Here is an 18761-nt window from a genome sequence, read left to right on the forward strand (position 1 = left end):
TTTAAGAAAAAAGTTTATCAAGGCCTTCTTCAATAGAGTATTTAGGTTTAAAGCCTAAATCGTGCTCAAGATTGTGGTGATTGTAGTAATGGGATTTTCCTAATTGCAGGGCCACAAACCTCGTCATCGGCGGGTGGATGTCGTATTTTCCTACGAGCTTTAATCCCATCTCAATCATAAAACCGACAGAATAAGCGACTCTAAAAGGAACCTTCTTAGTGATAGGTGGAAGTTTTGAGCGCTTTAAAAGCTCATTTGTGAAGTCCCATAACTTGATTGGACCTTGACCTAGAAAGTAAGCTTTACCGGCAATAGGAGAGTTTGCTTCGAGTTTTTCCAGGGCCATGATATGGGCAAGGGAAGCATTCTCAACATAAGTCACATCCACCAAGTTCTCGCCATCTCCAACGATTTTAAGTCTCCCTGCACGGGCAGCTTCAACAACTCTTGGAACCAGGTTTAAATCCCCAGGTCCAAAAATTAAATGCGGTCGAAGAGCAACAGTAGAAAGAATACCATTATTTGCCATAAGGATCTTCTTTTCAGCGATGGCCTTAGTCTCGGCGTACATTGAAAGATAGCGCTCTGGATAACCAATAGATTCATCAACACCTTTAAGACTCTCATCTCCAAAGGCCACACTCGGCGTGCTGGTGTAAACACATTTTTTTATATGGTGCTTGTGACAAGCGCGGATAATGTTGTCTGTTCCTGTTACATTCGTTTTGTAAAAGTCTTCATATCGTCCCCACATTCCCACTTGAGAAGCAGAGTGAATGACAGCATCTATTCCTTCCAATGCAGCTTCGACATCGTCGTAGTTTGCCAGGTCACCTTGTCTTTGAATAACTCCCAGGTCTTCTAAGTTTTTATATTTTTTTCTCGAAAAACTATACACTTCATAACCGCGCTCTTTGAGATCGCGCACGATATAGCTTCCTAGAAAACCACCGGCACCGGTGACTAAAACCTTAGTTGATTTCATGGGACTCAATCTCTTCTTTTAATTTCTTGCGGTCAATTTTGATATTGTGACGGACGTCGACCGGAAAGTGTTTACTCAAATAAATTTTTTGAATCATCGATGTGTGCGGGAATTTTTTCGCCAGAGAAAGAAGCTCGCTTTCAAAAATCGATCTTTCTTTCCCAGAGAGGAATTGCCCGTCCTTTCTTTCGATAACAATCGCCGGAGTCTCTTTGCCGCGAACTCCAAGGCCAACCAGCGCTGATCTTCTTACGGCCGGGTGTTTATTAAAAATGGCCTCTGCTGGAATCGGAGTCATAAGCCCTTCCTGAGTTTCCACTCGGTGAGCTTTTCTTCCTAAAAACCACAGTTGGTTTTTTTCATCTAAGAACCCCATGTCACCCATGCGGTGCCAGATTTTGTCACCTTCATAGATTTTCGCTTCACGGGTTTTTTCAGGCAGGTCCAGGTACTCTTTAGTCACTGTTGGTCCAGAAACAATAATTTCTCCCACTGTGTTTGCACCTAAAATTTTAGCATCTGATAGTTTTTCAATCGTTTGATCTGTGATCGCAATAATTTTAACTTCTGATCCCGGTGCGACCTCGCCAATACAAGTGCCTTTTCCGTTTTCCGTCAGGTGAGCGGTTTGTTTTAAAATAAAATCACCACTGATATTTGAAACCGGCAGGGCTTCAGTGGCGCCGTAAGGTGTATAGGTTGTTCCATTCGGAAGAAGCCCTTTAAACTTGCGGTGAATAAGTACAGAGACAGGGGCCCCAAACATCACCACGTATTTAATACTGGGAAGAGTCAGACCCTGATCCAGACAGTAATCGGCCACGCGCTCCCAGATAGCAGGAGAGCCGGCGACAAAAGTCGGCTTATTGTCGATGATGTTTTGATAAAGTTTTGCCGGATTACACTGACCTGGTTTACTCGGGTCCATATCTGGAATACAGCTGGTCATCCCCATGGCAATAGTAAAAAGCGAGAACAATGGAAACCCTGGAAGGTCCACATCATTTTCTGTCAGCCCGTAAAGATTTTTCAAGATACTAGTTTGTTGATCAAAAATAAAATGCGAGTAGACGACACCTTTAGGAGCCCCAGTGCCACCCGAAGTAAAAAGAATTGCAGCTGTATCCTCAGGAGCAAAGCTTTCCATCTTAAAGGTTTGAACTTTTTCTTCTTTCATTTTGGAGATTTTTTGCATTTTTCCCCAAGCGCGCTTTCCGTTAGTCACATTGAACTTGATAGACTTGAAGGTCTTTCTAAAAATGAGTCTTGCAAAGTGCACTTCTTTTTCTGCAATCAATGCAACTGGAGCACAATCTTTAATACACTTTAAAAGATTTTCTCTTCCCATTCCCGGATCGATAAAAACCGGAACAACACCTAACTTAAAAAGAGCGAATGTCATGGCCGAAAAATCCAGACTCGGTCTTAGAAACAGCAGAGTGCGGTCGCCTTTTTTAAGCCCCATCTTCTGCAGAGATGTGGCAAATTTATTTGACCTGATATCGAGCTCTCTAAATGTGAGGGCCTCGTAATCGTATTTTTTTGTTTTTTTATTAAATTTGGGAAACTTCACCGCCAGTTTATCGGGGTGAAGTTTAGCGTTTTGACTTAAGCGTTCGGCGATGTTCATAGTTTTAGTTTTTTAAGAACGTTTCAATTTCAAGAATCACGTCGCTGGTTTTATCTTCCACCAGGTAGTGGCCCGCATCCGGGTAAGTCTTAACTTTGGCATTCGGGAAAAAATCCAGCCAGCGTTTTTGGAAATTCATGGTGAAGCAGAAATCCTGCTCGCCCCAAAGAAGAAGAACTGGAACTTTTAAGTTTTTAAGTTTGTCTTCGATTCCTGAAAGTGTTTTATAAGTCGGGTGAACTTCACTCATGGGAATATCGCGGACGAATTTTGCCGTCGCAATTCTTGATTCAAATGAATCGTAAGGAAGCACAAATCCTTTTTTGACGATAGGAGAGAGCTTCTTTGTCACGGCCATCGTTGTCGCAGGACCGGCAAAACCATTAAAAGTCCTGATGAACCATTCGCCCACCGGGTTTCTTAAGATGTTAATTCTCATTGGGATTTCAAGGGACCTAAAAGCGGCCGTGTTCATCACAACCATTTTTTTGATTAGTTCTGGATGGGCAGTTGCCACCCCCATACCAATCGCTCCACCCCAGTCGTGAACCACAAGAGTGATATCTTTTAGGCCAAGCTTTTTAACAAGAGCGATCGTGTTGTCGATATGATTTTGAAGAGTGTACTCATAGTCCTGAGGTTTTGTTGAAAGACCACAGCCGATATGATCGGGAACAACCACACGGAAGTTTTTTGAAAAGTGTTTCGCTAGATTGCGGTAGAAAAACGACCAGGTCGGATTCCCATGCAGCATCAGGATAACTTCCCCCTGTCCTTCATCGACGTAGTGAAGTTTTTCGCTCTTTACGTCCAAGAAGTGCGCTCTAAAAGGGTATTCGTTTTTTAGTTCCTGAGGGATTGTTACCATTGTACACCTAACATAATTGAAGAGAGTCCTGAGCCAATTCCTAGAAGGGCGACGTTGTCGCCTTTTTTTATAAGGCCTTTTTCATTGGCCATCATAAGAGTAATCGGCAGAGCACTTGAGCCCGTATTGCCTAAAAAGGGATACGTTCTAAATGTGTTTGTTTTATCGAGTTCAAGAGATTCTAGAGAGAGTTTTTCATGAGCGCTTCCCACCTGGTGAGTGAGAACGAAATCAACGTCTGAGTTGGTCCATGAAAGATTATTTTTAGCAAGCATCCAGGTGTCTTTACCAAGAGCGATGCCGTATTTTAAAAGTTCTTCAGAATCTGTTTCCATGACTAATGAGTGAGTGTTTCCATCTCCACGGCACAGGTGATTGGCACTAGAGTCCGTCATCACAGCTCCCCCTAAAACGCGGGGAGAATCCAAAGAGAGGTCTTTGTGCGTGATTAAGAAGGCCGTCGCCGCTGAACCAATGGTCAGGTTAGCGATATACTTCTTGATATTTTTTCTATCAATTGATGGATTCGTTAAAAGCTCATTGATCGTGCTCTCAAGTAATGGTCCACCATTTTCACCTGAAACAATCAGGGCTGTTTTAATTTGTCCTGATTCAATCATATTTCCGGCAACCACGATGGCGTTAATCACACCAAGACAGGCGTTGGATAAATCAAAAATCATCGCTTTGGGAGAAAGCCCAAGATTAGCGTGAACAACTGAGGCCGTGGCCGGCTCTAAAAAATCGCGGCAAACAGAAGCGTGAACTAAAAGGTCGATCTCTTCTGCTTTAATTTGTGAGTTCTTTAAACAAGCGCGTGCTGCGGCCGTCGAAAGATCACTTGGTTTTGTTCCCGGGGCCCATTGTCTTCTGGCCGAAATCCCGGTCATAAGTTCCAGTCTTCCTTCCGGAAGTTTTAATTTTTCATAAATAGGCGAGAGTCTCTGCTCAATTGCGGCAGAGGTAAACTCAGTCTCTGATAAGTCGTAACCAAAACTATGAATCACGACATTGTTAAATTTCATTTAAAATCCCCTTGCAGAACATGGAGGTTGGCCATTGAGATCCCCGAGAGCATAGAGCCCACGATTCCCAAAAAGCCCTGGTCAGTTCCACAAATGTAAAGACCATCAATCGGGGTTTTCCCGTTTCTTGATTTGTCTGTCGAGCCGTATACCGTTCCTTCAAAGTGCTGAGTGTAGCGCTTGATGGTTGTCGGTGTGAAAATATCTTTAAAAAGAATCTGGTAATCAGGATTGATCCCGCAATTTTTTAAAATCCCTTTTGCGTTTTCACACAGAATTTCCTTTTGTTCTTTATAAAGCGTTTTATCTTCGGCCGATTTTAGTTCATTCCAAAGATCAAAGTTAGCGATATTGGTGATTCGTAAAACACCTTCAGGGTAATCATCCTGGTAATTGTCGTATTTAAAGTTATTCGGAAAACACACCACCGCGCTTTCGCGGTCAAAAAGAGTTTGTGGTTTTTGGTATAAATATTCAGGGCGGTTGTTGTAGAAAATAATCGTCGCATCGACACCTAACTCGCGCGGTTTTTTATCTGTCACCAGAATACTTTCACAGAAAGAGAGTTGTCCCACCGCTGGGTGATCGAGGTTTTCAAATTCACTGACGACACCATAAGTCTCAGGAAGACCCATGCTGGATAAAATCTGACTGCATTCAATAATCTGGTTGTGATTGATTTCAACACCCACAACTTTTCCGCCATGACTGATGATTCTTGTGACTTCCGATTTAAAGCGCAGTTCTCCGCCGACATCGGATAGTTTTTTTAATAGCAGGTCAATAATTGTACGCACTCCACCTTCAGGGCGAGAAAACCCTTCTAGGAAAATGCTCTTAAACATGATAACAAACTGAGAAAAATCCATGTCATTTTCCCAGGCACTTCCGTAAATCAGAAGGGGACAAAAGATCATCTCAACGAGGGAGTCGTTTTTAATAAACGTTCTCACCACGGTCTTGGCCATCACGGTTTCATTGTTTAAATTGACTTCATCAAAATTTTTGATGTGTTCAAGTAAACGGATGAAGCCGTCAATTTCCTGGGGAAAATTCTGGTTGATCTCTTCGATCAGGACATTGATCTCATTGGTGAATTTTAAACTTTTATCCGGGAACTGAATCAGTGAATAGTTCTGTGGAGAGAGTTTAAACTCTTCATAGGGGATTCTTAACTGCTTCATCAGCTTGTTAAAAGGTTTTCCCCTGTCAGAAGGAGTTACGAAATTTGTCAGGGCATGAAGACCTACATCAAACTTGCGTTTTCCCCTGGCATAATAAGAATTCAGACCACCGCTGATTGTGTGTTTTTCTAGAACCAGGACTTTTTTATTGTACATGGCAAGGCGGATACCGGCCGCAAGACCAGACATTCCAGCACCGATAACCACACAATCAACTTTTTCGGTCGTATTCATTATTATTGGTTGAATTTCGGAGCAAGGTACTCAACACAAGATGCCATTGTAGCAAGTCTTGGGTAGTCTTCTTGTGGAACTTCGATTTTGTGACGCTTTTTTAGCTCCATAACGATGTCCAGGAAGTCCATTGAATCCAGGTCAAGTTGCTCTCTTAGTGCCACTTCGTCTTTGATTCCTGTTACATCGTCATCAAGAGCGATGTCAGCGATGATGTCTAGAACTTTTGTACGTACTTCTGCGTTTGATAACATAATTTTCTCTCCTTATTGAGCAAACTTCTTAACGATTAATGATGAGTTAATTCCAAGCATTCCGAATGAGTTATTTAAAATGTATTTTGAATCGTGAGCGACTTTTTCACCGTTAACCAGGTTTGGAATCGCACACTCTGGATCGAGGTTTTCGATCTTTTTACATGGGTGAACATAGCCATCAGTGAATGAAGGGATATTTCCGGCAAGTTCAAGGGCCCCGGCCGCTCCCATAGCATGTCCGATAAATCCTTTTGTCGCATTGACGTAAGTGTTTTTTGAGTTCCCAAAAACCTGAGCGACGGCCTGGCATTCCTGGATATCTCCCTGGTTTGTTCCAGTCGCGTGCATACTGACGATGTCGATATCAGAAGCTTCAAGACCGGCCTTTTTCATCGCAAACTGCATACATTCAATTTGTCTTTCTGTATTGGGAAGAACGAAATCTGTGGCATCACTGTTAGAGTGGTATCCTACGATCTCGGCATAGATATGAGCGCCTCTTTTTTTAGCGTCTGATAATCTCTCCAGCACGTACACAGCTCCACCTTCACTCACGACAATTCCATTTCTGTCTTTATCAAGTGGGCGAGTGGCCAGGGGCGGGTCTTCGTGATGCCCTAGAGCTCCTTGAGCTTTAAAAGCAGCAAAAATCCCAAATGTTTCTGTCGATTCAGAAACTCCACCGGCAAAAGCTAAGTCGACTTCATCTAAAAGAAGCTGTTGAGCTCCTTGAATGATCCCCAGATTTCCAGCGGCACAAGCAGCGCCGATAGTATAATGAGGCCCGGTAATTCCCATATTAAGAGTCACTTCACCTGCCGGATTGTTGGCAACTGTTCTTGGGTTGTGGTGGTGAGACCAAAAGCTCACATCTTTATTATGAGTATTATAAAGATCGTGGATTTCATTTTCAGTTTCCACGTTTCCGTGTTCTGTGATTCCTAAATAAACACCAACACGGTTTTTATCCACGCCATCAAAATCGATTTTTGAATCAATCAATGCTTCTTTTGTGCAGTAGATTGAAATCGCTCCAGCGCGTGTACCGCGCTTTCTCATCTTTTTTGGCTGATGTTTTGTTTCATCAAACTTGCATAGACCAGCGGCCACAACACCCATATGGCGGATTTCAGTGTGAACGATTCCGCTTTTTCCAGTAAGAAGTCCTTCGCGCAGTTCGGCCAGGTTGTTTCCCAGAGGAGAAGTTAATCCAATACCAGTGATCACAATTCTCTGATTATCGTTTTTCATAAATACCCTTTAAATTATTTTTAAATTTTTCAGTCAGGTTATCTTTAATAGTCATTGTAATATCGGCCAGCGGCCCTGCTGTTGTCGCCAGAAGATCCAGTGCCTTTGGCAGGCGCTTTACCATGGCTTCATATTGAGCATCAAACTCAGCGCGGGTTTTATTGTGGGCCATGGTGATTACAAAATGCATGACACTCTCAGCAATCTCACAAGTCGTCACAATAGACTGCATTCTTCTTTTTCTACTGGCGTCTTCTGGAGACTGGGATTTATCCAGCACTCTCTGGGCCATGCGTTTAAAGTCGGCGACAACTTCTTCTTCGCGTTTTCTAAAAACACTCGCCACAATGGCCAGTGAGTCTTCTTTGGCCGAATGAAGTTTTGCTTTGGAGCCCTGATTGTCTCTATCACCAGTGGTCTCAATCGCCCCGAAGTGGGTTAGAGTTTTTAGTGAAAGTGAAACGGCACTTTGAGAAAGATTTAATGTCTGTTCGATTTCTTCAGAAGTTAGTGGTTTTTTAGCGAGAACCAGTAAACCAAAAACACTTCCATCAATTCTTTTGAAACCGATGCGCGAGAAGAAAATCTCAAAGCTTGGAAGCTCTTTTAAGATCTCTGCTTCAACTATCGAATTTGATGTCGTCATAAGACTGATCCCATTGATATTTTTAAGTTATTATAAAAATATAATATATAAAATATTTGCGATTCGGACGGGTTTTGTCCAGTGGTATTTAGTAAAAGAAATGTCTTTGGGAATGAAGAATATGCGTTATGAAAATAAAAAAGCATCCACGAAGGATGCTTTTATTGAGAGAAACTTGAATTTAATTATTATGTTTAGCCGTCGTATTCTTCTACGTCAGAGACGTCTGATGAATCACTTTCATCGATAATCACTGGAGGAGTTGCAGTTGAGCCTGGAGTTGGCACTACAGATTCTTCCGATTCTGGGAAGATCATCTCGTCGTCTTGAGCATGTGCGTAAGACAGAGATACATTGAAGAGAACTAGTCCTAGTAATAAAAGACGTTTAGTTTTCATTGGGTAAGAGCCTCCATTAGTGCCTATGCCCCAGTATAGCACTCTCTATGGCCGGGTGGTAGTAGAAAATAGTGCAAGAAATTCGGGGCTTCCCCCTACAAATATGTTGATTTTCCTTGAAACATTCTTAAAAATTTAGACTAAGATAGTGTAATATTTTCGATAAACATTAATTTCTAAAGGTGCGCATGGGCGGATTTAAAGACGATTTGGATGACTTAGATGAAGAACTAGAACTCGACGGAGACGAGGGTGGGGATGATGATTTCTCATTCGACGACGACGAAGACGGGGAAGAAGGTAAAAGCAGCGGTAAAAAAGGCAAATCAGAATCTGGTGGCTTTAACCGTGAGAGCTATTACGTATATAAGGACAAACTAGTTCAACTTTCAGGAACGATCAGACCTAAAGAGCGTTCAAAAGAAGGGAAAGTCATTAGTCTGGATTTCAAAACAGATGACAAGATTTACTCGATCGTTATGGATGACATGGGCAAGAAGCTTACGGCTTCATGTTTCCAGGAATTCCTGGTGACTGGTCTTGTGAGCAAAGTTTCTGAAAAAGAGTATACGATCTCGATTAAAACTTACATTTAAACGAATCCAAATGATGGAAGTTGGGTCTTGTATCCTCGTGAGATAAGGCCCAATAACTCAAATCACCGGTTTTCGTTTTAATCACGCTGGTAATCCCGGCCGACATTTCTCCCTTGAAGAATCCTTCTGGAAATTTAGCCTTATCAATTTTCACGATCAGGTGAAACACGTCCATGCTTAGCAGGATATCGAACTCCACTTTGTCCATTGGGGCATACTCACTTAAAGCGTCGCCTTTTTTCTCAAAGTAAAAAGCATTCCACTCAAAGTCAGGTGAGAAATTAAATTCCATGTAACTGTTTTTCTCGTTTTTAATAAAAAGCTCAAAGCAGCTCTTTTCCCAGAGTTTTATCACGCGTGCATGTTTAGGCGTGCCGGTTCCTAAATCAAGAGCAGGGAGGTTTCCTTGCACCTTATAGCTTATATAGATACATTCTTCCGTGTTATTGAACTCACTGGCGATAGTGATAGTTGGAGCGCTTTCTTTTTTAAAGGGAGTAAGAGAAAATTTTGCCATTTTGAAATCCGATTTAAACGTTTGGTTATTTTGAATTTACTTTAAGTCTTCATGCTACCGAGAAGATTACTATGAAATGGGCGCATTTTATAATTTTTTTCTCTTATGTCTTCTTACTGAAGACTTCTTATGCTTTTGACAATGACACATTCACGAAGGTCAATAACGCCAATCATTGGATGTCAGCAAAAAATTATAACACGGCAGTGTACAGTGAAGCCGAGGCCATTGTTAAAGTGGGGCTGGATGAAGAAAAAAAGACGCGTGAACTCACTAAGCTTCAAGAAGAGGAGTTTAATAACAAGCCGGCCTGTGGTCATTGCCCAAGCCATTTGAAATTGACCCGCTCAATAAATGATATTCTTTCGAAAATGAGAGAGAATCCGGAACTCAAAAACAATGATGAAATCCCGGTGAACATCAATCATCTAAAGTTTCTTTATTTCACAGTGAAAACCAGAACAGAAGACGGGACTACAAAGTGTAGCCGTTATATGGATATCACCAAAGATTTAAAACCAACAGTGTTTGATGGACAAATGGAGCTTGTAGCGGAAGATGCTTACAGGTTTGATGGTGTGACCACTGTTCAGGTCTTAGACCCTAATAAAGATGAAGTGGTCTATTATTACCGCGGTGAAGGTGATCAAAAAAATATCATCGTTCAGGCCGTGATGGGAAAAGATGGTGGAAAGTTTCGCTACTATTACTATCGCCCGAGTGAAAAAGAAAAAAATCCCTACAATCTTCCTTCGATGGGGGAAGAGAGTCCGGATGTCACTGTTAAGAAAAAGAGAATCAGTGAAGGGCCGGAGTTTCCTGAAGAAAAAAGCATGACAACTCTCTCAGCACCGGAGAGTAAAGATAAGTTCAGGCTTAATTTTAAACCTCGCCTGGAAAAAAGAAATAAATACATTCCAAAAAATATTCATCTGGCCGATGGAGAAGTCAGCGAAGAGATCATAGGCGGACTGCGAGTGAATGCTTCGACGGCCCTTTCGGTGACTAAAGGGAATGAGGCGAAGTTAGACCTACAAAATGAGCAGGGGTTTAAGTACGTTGAGATTAACGTGCGCACGAAAATCACCGGAGAAACAGAGCATTCATTTGCCGTTCCCTATGAAGTGAGATTAAGCAGTGTGGATGACAAAGATGCCTACCGCCTGGCAGGGAGAGTGGAGGACCAAACTCACGCTCAAGTGGCAAGCCTGGCCTTGGTAGATGGGTATATTCAGCACATCAGGGCCGAACTGAGACGTGATAAAAACACTTCGAAAACGTCTCTTATTTTAGGTCGAGACTTCGATATGGGAAAAACTGAAATGGCCTCTGTCTTTATCGGCCGCGATGAAGAGCGCAGCAAGTTTATCTCCCTTCAACATAAGAAGTTAGTAGGTAAGAACACGACTATGGTTCTCGATGTCAAATTTGATGAGAACAAAAAAGCGACTCTTACCTATCAGTTGCGCAGCCGTTTTTAGAAAATAATTTCCACCGGACAGTGATCGCTTCCCATGACATCTTGCAGATGCTTAATTTTCTTCATGCGTTTTTGGATATTCTCATCAATGAAAAAGTAATCAAGTCTCCACCCGATATTCTTCTCGCGGCAACCTCCGCGATAAGTCCACCACGTGTATTCGTCTTTTTTATCCGGGTAATGAAGCCTGAAGGCGTCAGCAAATCCCGCCTCAATCATCTCATCTAAAAAAGCACGCTCGTGGGGAAGAAATCCTGTACTGTTGACGTTGCTTTTAGGACGGGCAAGATCGATTTCTTTATGGGCCGTATTGAGGTCTCCCGTAATCAAGACACCTTTTTTCTGAGAGAGTTTTTTAGCGAGTTTTAAAACTTCACGCGAGAATTCTAGTTTATAGTCGACGCGTGAATGATCTTCCTTTCCATTAGGAAAATAGCCAGTCAGTACGTAGAAGTCTGCGTACTCGGCCCAAATAAAACGGCCTTCGATGTCGAATTTTTCGATCCCAATACCAATGTTTACTTTTAGTGGGGGTACCGAACCTTTTTTTATCATCAGGGCCGTGCCAGAGTAGCCCTTTCGGGTGGCCGGGTTTAAATAAACCTCATAGAAGTCGCTCCAACCTTCCAAAATCTCCCGAACATCCTCATGAGTGGATTTTATTTCCTGTAGGGCAATGATGTCGGGTGAACTTTTTTCAAACCATTTAGCAAAACCCTTTTGAGTTACGGCGCGGAGTCCGTTGATATTCCATGTGACAATGTGCATAAAAAGCCCCTGTGAATAAAAAATGCATATTTTACAAAAATTTTGTTTAAGTTTTTCTTAAAGTTTGTTAAGGTAGTCTAAAGGTTTTGAAGTTAACAGTTCAAAATTTATTAATTCGCTCTGGAATATAAACAAAATATTAAGTACCACATAACAACATGTGAGTGACGACCTGATGGAGGAAAATTATTTATGAGATCATTCAAAAATATCGCTGCATTGATTAGAACAAAGCGTATTAACCATCCAAAGAGCTATTCACAATCTGACCTTTCATTACTTCTTGGATATAAAAACGGCCAGTTTATTTCAAACGTAGAACGTGGATTATGTAACGTGCCACTAAAAATGATGAAGAAGATCTCAGAAGTTTTAGACATCTCAGCTGAAGAGATTAAGACTGCGATCCTTAAAGATCACGAAGAAACTCTGACGAACTACTTCAATAAAGCAACTGCGACGAAAAAAGCTCCTTCTCGCGACCTAGAAAACGTAGAAGTTCTATAATTTTAATTTAAAAAAACTCCGGCCGAGTCCTATAGGTTTTTATACCTTAAATAGTCTTCGGCCGTTCCCACACTTTCTTCCGTGTCTTCTGAATAATCACAATTGATTTGCGACTGTAAAAGGTGAGGCTCTGCTGGTGGCAGGTCTTCTGGAACCACATCACCTTCAATCGGTAATGCATGGTTAGTCGTATAAATGCGGTCGTTTTGATAGCCGTTATTTCTCTTTTCAAAAAGCACTTTCACATCCGGAGCAAGTTTGTTTTCGAATTCGCGGATGTCGTTGAGTGTGTTGTAGAAATTTCTTTCGAGCTTTGCCTTTTGAGCAGGATCTGCTCTGTAGAAAAGGTCGTGGTATTTTCTTCTGGCAATAATATGCTGATCAAGCAGGTTTAAATACTTTTCGTAAATGCGCTCAAGAGGAGAAACCGGCCCTTGAGGCTGGCCTTGTCCTTGAGGGCGTGGACGGTTGTGGTGTGGTCTTGGTTTCTTTTTCTGGCCTTGACCCTGCCCTTGCTGTCCTTGAGGCTGATTAGGGCGATTAGGGTGCTGACCTTGCGGTCTTGCTTGTTGTCCCTGTTGTCCTTGACCTTGTCCTGCTTGGCGAGGCTCTGCGTTGTTGCCTTGTCCTCCGCCTGGGCGGTGACGGCGACGGTTGTTGTGCCTTCTGTTATTTTGTCCCTGACCGCTTTGGCCACCTTGGTTACTTTGAGGTCTCTGCTGATTTCCACCAGAATTATTATTTGATTGCTCGCTCATTCTTTGATCCTTAGTTGATGTTTACATTATTGGTAAAAACTCATCTAAGTCAATCCGCATAATGCTCAAATGTTTTATTTACCAAAGCTTTCTCTAGCGTTATCATGCCAGAGCTATCTAAAACTCTTTTTCATACACAAAAATCTATAGAGGAGATCCTAATGAGCGCAAAAAACCGCGTGAAAGTAGCAGTCACTGGAGCTGCAGGACAAATTGGTTATGCATTGTTATTCAGAATTGCATCTGGACAAATGTTTGGACCAGAAACAGAAGTTGAACTTCAACTCATCGAGCTTGAAGCTGCTCTTGGTGCACTTAAAGGTGTAGCAATGGAGCTAGACGACTGCGCATTCCCACTACTAAAAAAAGTAACATGTACATCTGACTACGCTGTCGGATTTAAAGATGTAAACTGGGCCATCCTGGTTGGATCTGTTCCTCGTAAGGACGGAATGGAGAGAGCTGATCTTCTAAAGATTAATGGTGGTATCTTCACAACTCAGGGACAAGCAATCGCAGCTAACGCCGCAAAAGACGTTAGAGTGTTCGTTGTTGGTAACCCATGTAACACAAACGCATTGATCGCGATGAACGCAGCTAAAGGTGTTCCATCTGACAGATTCTATGCAATGACAACTCTTGATGAAAACAGAGCAAAAACTCAGCTAGCACAAAAAGCTGGTGTTGATGTAACTGCAGTTTCTAACATGACAATCTGGGGTAACCACTCAGCAACTCAGTACCCTGATTTCTACAATGCTAAAATTAATGGTAAATTTGCTCACGAAGCAATCGCTGATCAGGAATGGCTAAAAGGCGCTTTCATTGAAACTGTTCAAAAGCGTGGAGCTGCGATCATTAAAGCTCGCGGTCTATCTTCTGCTGCTTCAGCTGCAAACGCTGTTGTAGACGGAATTTACCACCTAACTCACGAAACAAAAGCAGGTGAGACATACTCAATGTGCCTGGCTTCAAACGGAGAGTACGGTGTAGATAAAGGTCTAATCTTCTCGTTCCCATGCAGAACAGTTAACGGAAAACTTCAAGTCGTAGACGGCGTGAAGCTTAATGAATTCGGAACTGAGAAATTCAACGTGACTCTTAACGAGCTTCGCGGAGAAAGAGACGCTGTAAAAGAATTAGGTCTAATCTAATTCCTTTACAACATAACGATCTATTCACTTAAAAAAAAGGCCCCTTTAAAAGGGGCCTTTTTTATTAGCTAATAATTTTCGTTATAATTCTCAAATCTCTTGCTGTGGAATTTGTGTGGTGCCTGCTCTCCATCTTGAATTTTGGCAACATCTGATTTTTGTTCTTCAGCGATTTGTCTTGAAGGCGAAGAAGAACAGCTTGCTAGAAGAGCGACTGTAAACACACAAAGAGAAAGGTTTAAAAGACCTTTTTTAGATAGTAATGATTTCATAGGACCTCCTTGTAAAGTCGTTCAGTAAGATGAAGAATTCCTTTCAACATCTTCTACTATGTATACTGCTAGTATCGTGCCAAAGTTTCGCTGGGCATTTAGATGACTATCGGTGTTTTTGTGACACCGACGGCCTCGTTTTTTATGATGATCGTGACTGTTTTTTTTGATCGACTAACTTAAAACAATGGGTTTGCTCTTCGATTGTCAGGGGTTTTATGCCCTCTACATTTTTTTTACGGATACCTTTTGACCTTATCAGTTCATCTCCTTCTCTTATCTTTCTAGTCAGTTGTTGACCTAGGACTTTCATCCAGGGAGGACAGCGCTGATTCATTTCTTCATAAGGGATTTTAATGAACTCTGTGTCTTCCATGCAAATGATACTGGCACTTCTTGCACCTTCATCGAAGAAAGACAGTTCACCAATATATTCTCCGTCTCCAAGATACGCCACCGGGATAATCTGTGACCCCTTTTGAACAAAGACCATGACTTTTCCTTTCTGGATAATAAAGAGATCGTTTTCTTCATCTTCGGCCAAAAAAAGAATGTCATCTTTTTTCAATTTGATTTTTACAGTACCTTCAGACTCCAGGCTCATTTCGATACTCCTTCTTCGTTTACACTTAAAATCTTTTTTAAGATGTCACCAAGTTCGCTGACCATGCTTTGATAGAAAACATTTTGCGGGACAATCTCATCCTGAAAGAGCCCTTCGTCTCCGAGTTTGGAACTCATGAATTGATCAAAATCCAAAACGTTGATTTGATTTTTCTGAGCATAGCCTTTAATGATGGCGTTGTAGACGGCGTTTCCGCGCCAGTTTGCGCAGTCAAAAACAGTGGCCTTCATCAGTGCATCTCTGGCCGTTTTGATATCACCAACCCCTTGGGCCGCACGCCCTAGAAGATAGAATGAGCGGGCATTGGAGAAGGTGACACCTGAGAGCTCCAGCGCTTTAGGGAAGGCCATTTTATAAGCGCCTTCTTTTAGCTCAGCTTCGATTTCCTGCTGAACACCGATGACATCTTCGCTTTCTGCGTGAGCACAGACTTCTTTAGGTTCGGCCTCAAGATTAAGGGGAGCCGTGATAAAAACCAGATTACTTTTTTTGTCTTTGATGTAATCGACGAACTCTCTGACTTCATATTCAAAAAGTTTGAAAGTCAGTTGTTTTTCATTGAGCTTGGCATTGGCCGCCAGGTTAGATTTGTACTCTTTAAATTCACCTAGGTCCTGATAATGGATATCGCGGTAAAGTGCTTTTGAGACCCATGGGAAAGTGATGATGAGTGAAATAAGTTTTTCATCATCGAAGGTCTTAAAATTTTTCAGGATCTTTTTTTGATCATCAATCTCAAATTTTTTTTCAAAGAGTTCGCTTGTTCCTCCAAAATAAATGATGATGGGAGGAAGCTTTTTAAGCATTTTAATCTTATGAATTGTACGAAAGAGTCCTTCATTATCCGCACTCCAGTTGTAGATTGTTGGAGGCGTTTTTAAGAGTCCCTGGAACTGCGAACGAATGTTGTCCGTATACGGATCGAGGGTTTTTCCCATGCGATCGCCGACAATGAGAATCTTGGCATTTTCTGCTTCCTGAATCTCCTTAGCGTGGTCCTTCTGGAATTTTTCATCAAAACTGTTTAGGAAAGAGTATGGGTACGGGGTGATGACCGTGCGTTTTTTGGAGTAATCCCAGTATAAGTAGGCACTTGCGCCGACAACCCCCAGGAGAATCAAAATGAGTAACTTTTTTAACATACTTTGATTGTATTGGATTTTTTTGGTATCTAAAAGGGCGTATTTAAAAAGGAAAAGTATGACCAACACCATTTGGACCCCGGAGCTTTTGAGCCCGGCCGGAAGTTTAGAGAAATTGAAAGTAGCTGTTCTTTACGGAGCAGACGCTGTTTATTTGGGTGGGCAGAAGTTTGGACTTCGCCAGGCTTCAGACAATTTCACTGCTGAAGAATTAAAAGAAGGCGTAGAGTTCGCTCACGAAAGAGGTTCACTGGTTTATGTTGTTCTTAACAGCTTCCTTCACGATAAAGATTTAGAAGAGCTTCCTGAGTTTTTAGCTCTGTTATCAGAACTAAAAGTTGATGCCGTTATTGTTTCTGATTTAGGGGTTATTACTGAAATTCAAAAACACTCTAATTTAGTCATCCATTTATCAACTCAAGCTTCGTGTTTAAACGTTGAGTCCGCAAAACTGTGGAAGAAAATGGGCGTGACGAGAATTGTTCTTGGCCGCGAAGTGACGATTAAAGAAGCAAAGAAAATTAAAGAAGAGACAGGTCTGGAGATTGAAATGTTCGTACACGGATCAATGTGTATGGCCTTCTCTGGAAACTGTGTCATCTCAAACTATACCCAAGGCCGCGACTCAAACCGCGGAGGGTGCGCGCACTCTTGCCGTTTTGAATACAGTATTGATTTCAACCAGGACGAAGAGGCCAAAAAAGCTTTTTTTATGTCTTCAAAAGACCTGGAAGGAATCCGTATGCTCACTGAGTTTATCGAAGCGGGTATTGATTCACTAAAAGTCGAAGGAAGAAACAAAAGCCATTACTATGCAGGGACTGTGTCGAAGGTTTATGCTGAAGCTCTTCGCTATTATAAGACTCACGGGAACTTCCTTTCAGATGATTTAATCCGTTGGGAAGAAGAATTAAGAAAAATCTCTCACCGCGATTACACCACTGGAAGCCTGGATGAGTATGCGGATGAAAGCTCAATCTACAATCAGCGCGAAAGCGATGAGATTGAATACACGGTCAGTGGTGTGGTGCTTGAAGTAAAAGAAAATGAACACATCCTGATGGAAGTTAGAAGCGCATTTTATCCTGGAGATGAGTTAGAGATCATGCCGTTTAAAGGCAGAATCATCAACCACAAGATCGCGACGATTAAAACTATCGCAGGAATTGAAATCCCCAAATCAAAACCGGGAAGTGTCGTGAAGGTTCCTTATATGGCCGGGGCCGAAAGATTTAACCTGATTAGAAAAAAAGCAGAGGTGCGCGTATGAAATTTATCACCTATGCAGAAAATAAAATTCAATTAGAAAAACTGGCCTCTCTTGTCAGCGCTGGAAAAGTAAACCGTGATGACTTAGAAGTGATTGTTGGAACAAGAACTCTTTCTCGCTACAGTGAAATGGGGCTTGAAGAGCTTTTAGAATTGGTTACATTAAACCAGTCGCTGAAACTTCCGCTTGTTTTAGAGTGGGATGTTCTTCAGCAGGAAAACTTGTTCTTAAAAAATAAAGAAACAATCAGCAGACTTCCTCTGCATGAATTTAAGGCCATCCGAGTTCAAGACCCGGGAGCACTTAACACGATCGTAGAAACATACCCTTGGTTAAAAGTGCAGTTGATTTTAGAAAATGGAAACCATAACTTCCAGGGACTATCTCGTTGGAGTTCTTTCCTGGGTGCTCAATTAGACCGCCTGGTGCTTTCAAATGAACTTTCTCGCGAACACTTAAGCCGCTACGCCGGTGAACTGTCATCTGGATTAGAAGTCCTGGCCTTTGGGCGCATTCTTCTTTTTTATTCTCCACGCCTTTTGCTTTCACCACTTAAAAAAGAAGAGATCCAGAAGTCACTTCAGGACAAAAATATCGAGGCCTTCGGAACAAGTGAGGAGAGTCCCCATGCAGGATTCCCTTTAATTGAAAACGCTCACGGGACTTTTATGTTTAACGTAAAAGACCTGTACTTACTTGATCACTTAGAAGAATTAAAAGCGCTAAACATCGCTGCTGTTCGTTTTGACCTGCGTTTTGATGAAAGCTTTAATCACTTAGAGACAATGCTTGATCTTTACTACGGCCGCGTGTCTCATGCTGATATCAATATTAAAAATGCTCATCCTCGCCCGATGATTAAAGGGTTCTACAACATCAATAAAACCGATGTCCTGTTTACGAAACTTAAAAATAAGCGCATCCAGCGCCAAGATGACAACTACATTGGCGAGATCGTCGATGTGGAACGAGATCAACAGATGGCCCTCGTGGTTAAGTCAAAACACTTAAAACTGAACCTGGGGCAGGAAGTTCAGTTAGTCACTCCTGAAGGCAAAGTGAAAAACGTCAACATTAACACAATTATCGACACAAGCCGCTTAGAAAAACAAAGCGCAGCGACTAACGAAATTGTGCTTCTTCCTTTTTTAAGTGGTGTGGTTGCTAAAACTCAAGTCTACCTGGTGCAATAGG

General features: G+C 41.9%; 21 protein-coding genes. 6 read left to right on the forward strand and 15 right to left on the reverse strand.

Translation table 11 applies throughout. The features are described 5' to 3' along the window. Position 1: 1 nt before the first annotated feature. The 9 genes from C0V70_RS08405 to C0V70_RS08445 form a co-directional block, all read right to left on the reverse strand. Entirely contained in the window at positions 2-985 is a 984-nt protein-coding gene (locus C0V70_RS08405; protein WP_102243420.1) for an NAD-dependent epimerase/dehydratase family protein, read from the reverse strand. Continuing rightward, complete coding sequence (locus C0V70_RS08410) at positions 972-2615, reverse strand: fatty acid CoA ligase family protein (protein WP_102243421.1); 1644 nt, start codon at positions 2613-2615, stop codon at positions 972-974. Before C0V70_RS08410 ends, C0V70_RS08405 begins: the two co-directional genes overlap by 14 nt. Before the next feature lie 4 nt (positions 2616-2619). Further along, positions 2620-3483: an alpha/beta fold hydrolase gene (locus tag C0V70_RS08415; RefSeq protein ID WP_102243422.1), complete on the reverse strand. Its 864-nt coding sequence runs from the start codon at positions 3481-3483 to the stop codon at positions 2620-2622. Next, positions 3477-4508 carry a 3-oxoacyl-ACP synthase III gene (locus tag C0V70_RS08420; RefSeq protein WP_102243423.1) on the reverse strand — a complete coding sequence of 344 codons (1032 nt, stop codon included), beginning with the start codon at positions 4506-4508 and terminating at the stop codon, positions 3477-3479. Before C0V70_RS08420 ends, C0V70_RS08415 begins: the two co-directional genes overlap by 7 nt. Further along, positions 4505-5926, reverse strand: a complete 1422-nt coding sequence (locus C0V70_RS08425; protein ID WP_102243424.1) for a phytoene desaturase family protein — start codon at positions 5924-5926, stop codon at positions 4505-4507. Before C0V70_RS08425 ends, C0V70_RS08420 begins: the two co-directional genes overlap by 4 nt. Positions 5927-5928: 2 nt before the next feature. Continuing rightward, a complete protein-coding gene (locus C0V70_RS08430) occupies positions 5929-6180 on the reverse strand; it encodes an acyl carrier protein (RefSeq protein ID WP_102243425.1) in 252 nt (83 codons plus the stop codon). Positions 6181-6192: 12 nt separating this feature from the next. Continuing rightward, entirely contained in the window at positions 6193-7434 is a 1242-nt protein-coding gene (locus C0V70_RS08435) for a beta-ketoacyl-[acyl-carrier-protein] synthase family protein (RefSeq protein WP_102243426.1), read from the reverse strand. Further along, on the reverse strand, positions 7421-8080 hold the full coding sequence (locus C0V70_RS08440) for a GbsR/MarR family transcriptional regulator (protein WP_102243427.1): 660 nt from the start codon (positions 8078-8080) through the stop codon (positions 7421-7423). The genes C0V70_RS08435 and C0V70_RS08440 overlap by 14 nt, the downstream gene beginning before the upstream one ends. Before the next feature lie 194 nt (positions 8081-8274). Beyond that, positions 8275-8478, reverse strand: coding sequence for a hypothetical protein (locus tag C0V70_RS08445; RefSeq protein ID WP_102243428.1), 204 nt, complete (start codon positions 8476-8478; stop codon positions 8275-8277). Positions 8479-8666: 188 nt separating this feature from the next. Here C0V70_RS08445 and C0V70_RS19000 point away from each other — a divergent pair, with 188 nt between their 5' ends. After that, entirely contained in the window at positions 8667-9074 is a 408-nt protein-coding gene (locus C0V70_RS19000) for a hypothetical protein (protein ID WP_158649621.1), read from the forward strand. Here the strand turns inward: C0V70_RS19000 and C0V70_RS08455 are convergent. Further along, entirely contained in the window at positions 9058-9591 is a 534-nt protein-coding gene (locus C0V70_RS08455; RefSeq protein WP_102243429.1) for a DOMON domain-containing protein, read from the reverse strand. The two genes, C0V70_RS19000 and C0V70_RS08455, sit on opposite strands and share 17 nt — an antisense overlap. A 71-nt stretch (positions 9592-9662) precedes the next feature. Between C0V70_RS08455 and C0V70_RS08460 the strand changes: the two genes are divergently transcribed. After that, complete coding sequence (locus C0V70_RS08460) at positions 9663-11072, forward strand: hypothetical protein (protein WP_102243430.1); 1410 nt, start codon at positions 9663-9665, stop codon at positions 11070-11072. On the opposite strand, the gene C0V70_RS08465 is transcribed toward C0V70_RS08460, so the two are convergent. Beyond that, positions 11069-11839, reverse strand: a complete 771-nt coding sequence (locus tag C0V70_RS08465; protein WP_102243431.1) for an exodeoxyribonuclease III — start codon at positions 11837-11839, stop codon at positions 11069-11071. The genes C0V70_RS08460 and C0V70_RS08465 overlap by 4 nt on opposite strands. 192 nt (positions 11840-12031) lie before the next feature. Between C0V70_RS08465 and C0V70_RS08470 the strand changes: the two genes are divergently transcribed. Next, positions 12032-12346 carry a helix-turn-helix domain-containing protein gene (locus tag C0V70_RS08470; protein ID WP_102243432.1) on the forward strand — a complete coding sequence of 105 codons (315 nt, stop codon included), beginning with the start codon at positions 12032-12034 and terminating at the stop codon, positions 12344-12346. Positions 12347-12375: 29 nt separating this feature from the next. On the opposite strand, the gene C0V70_RS08475 is transcribed toward C0V70_RS08470, so the two are convergent. Further along, a complete protein-coding gene (locus C0V70_RS08475; protein ID WP_102243433.1) occupies positions 12376-13104 on the reverse strand; it encodes a hypothetical protein in 729 nt (242 codons plus the stop codon). A gap of 161 nt (positions 13105-13265) precedes the next feature. On the opposite strand from C0V70_RS08475, the gene C0V70_RS08480 reads away from it, so the two are divergent. Beyond that, positions 13266-14258 (forward strand): malate dehydrogenase, encoded by a 993-nt coding sequence (locus tag C0V70_RS08480; RefSeq protein WP_102243434.1) that lies wholly within the window; start codon positions 13266-13268, stop codon positions 14256-14258. A 68-nt stretch (positions 14259-14326) separates the two neighbouring features. Here the strand turns inward: C0V70_RS08480 and C0V70_RS08485 are convergent, their stop codons facing one another. From C0V70_RS08485 to C0V70_RS08495, 3 genes are all read right to left on the reverse strand, one after another. Further along, positions 14327-14530: a hypothetical protein gene (locus C0V70_RS08485; protein ID WP_102243435.1), complete on the reverse strand. Its 204-nt coding sequence runs from the start codon at positions 14528-14530 to the stop codon at positions 14327-14329. 142 nt (positions 14531-14672) lie between these two features. Further along, on the reverse strand, positions 14673-15134 hold the full coding sequence (locus tag C0V70_RS08490) for a Crp/Fnr family transcriptional regulator (RefSeq protein WP_102243436.1): 462 nt from the start codon (positions 15132-15134) through the stop codon (positions 14673-14675). Further along, entirely contained in the window at positions 15131-16297 is a 1167-nt protein-coding gene (locus C0V70_RS08495) for a hypothetical protein (protein WP_133566734.1), read from the reverse strand. Before C0V70_RS08495 ends, C0V70_RS08490 begins: the two co-directional genes overlap by 4 nt. A gap of 58 nt (positions 16298-16355) precedes the next feature. Here C0V70_RS08495 and C0V70_RS08500 point away from each other — a divergent pair, with 58 nt between their 5' ends. Then, positions 16356-17567 (forward strand): peptidase U32 family protein, encoded by a 1212-nt coding sequence (locus C0V70_RS08500; protein WP_102243438.1) that lies wholly within the window; start codon positions 16356-16358, stop codon positions 17565-17567. Next, entirely contained in the window at positions 17564-18760 is a 1197-nt protein-coding gene (locus tag C0V70_RS08505) for a U32 family peptidase (protein WP_102243439.1), read from the forward strand. The genes C0V70_RS08500 and C0V70_RS08505 overlap by 4 nt, the downstream gene beginning before the upstream one ends. Position 18761: the final 1 nt, after the last annotated feature.

Origin of the sequence: Bacteriovorax stolpii (assembly GCF_002872415.1) — a bacterium.
Classification (GTDB): Bacteria; Bdellovibrionota; Bacteriovoracia; order Bacteriovoracales; family Bacteriovoracaceae; genus Bacteriovorax; species Bacteriovorax stolpii.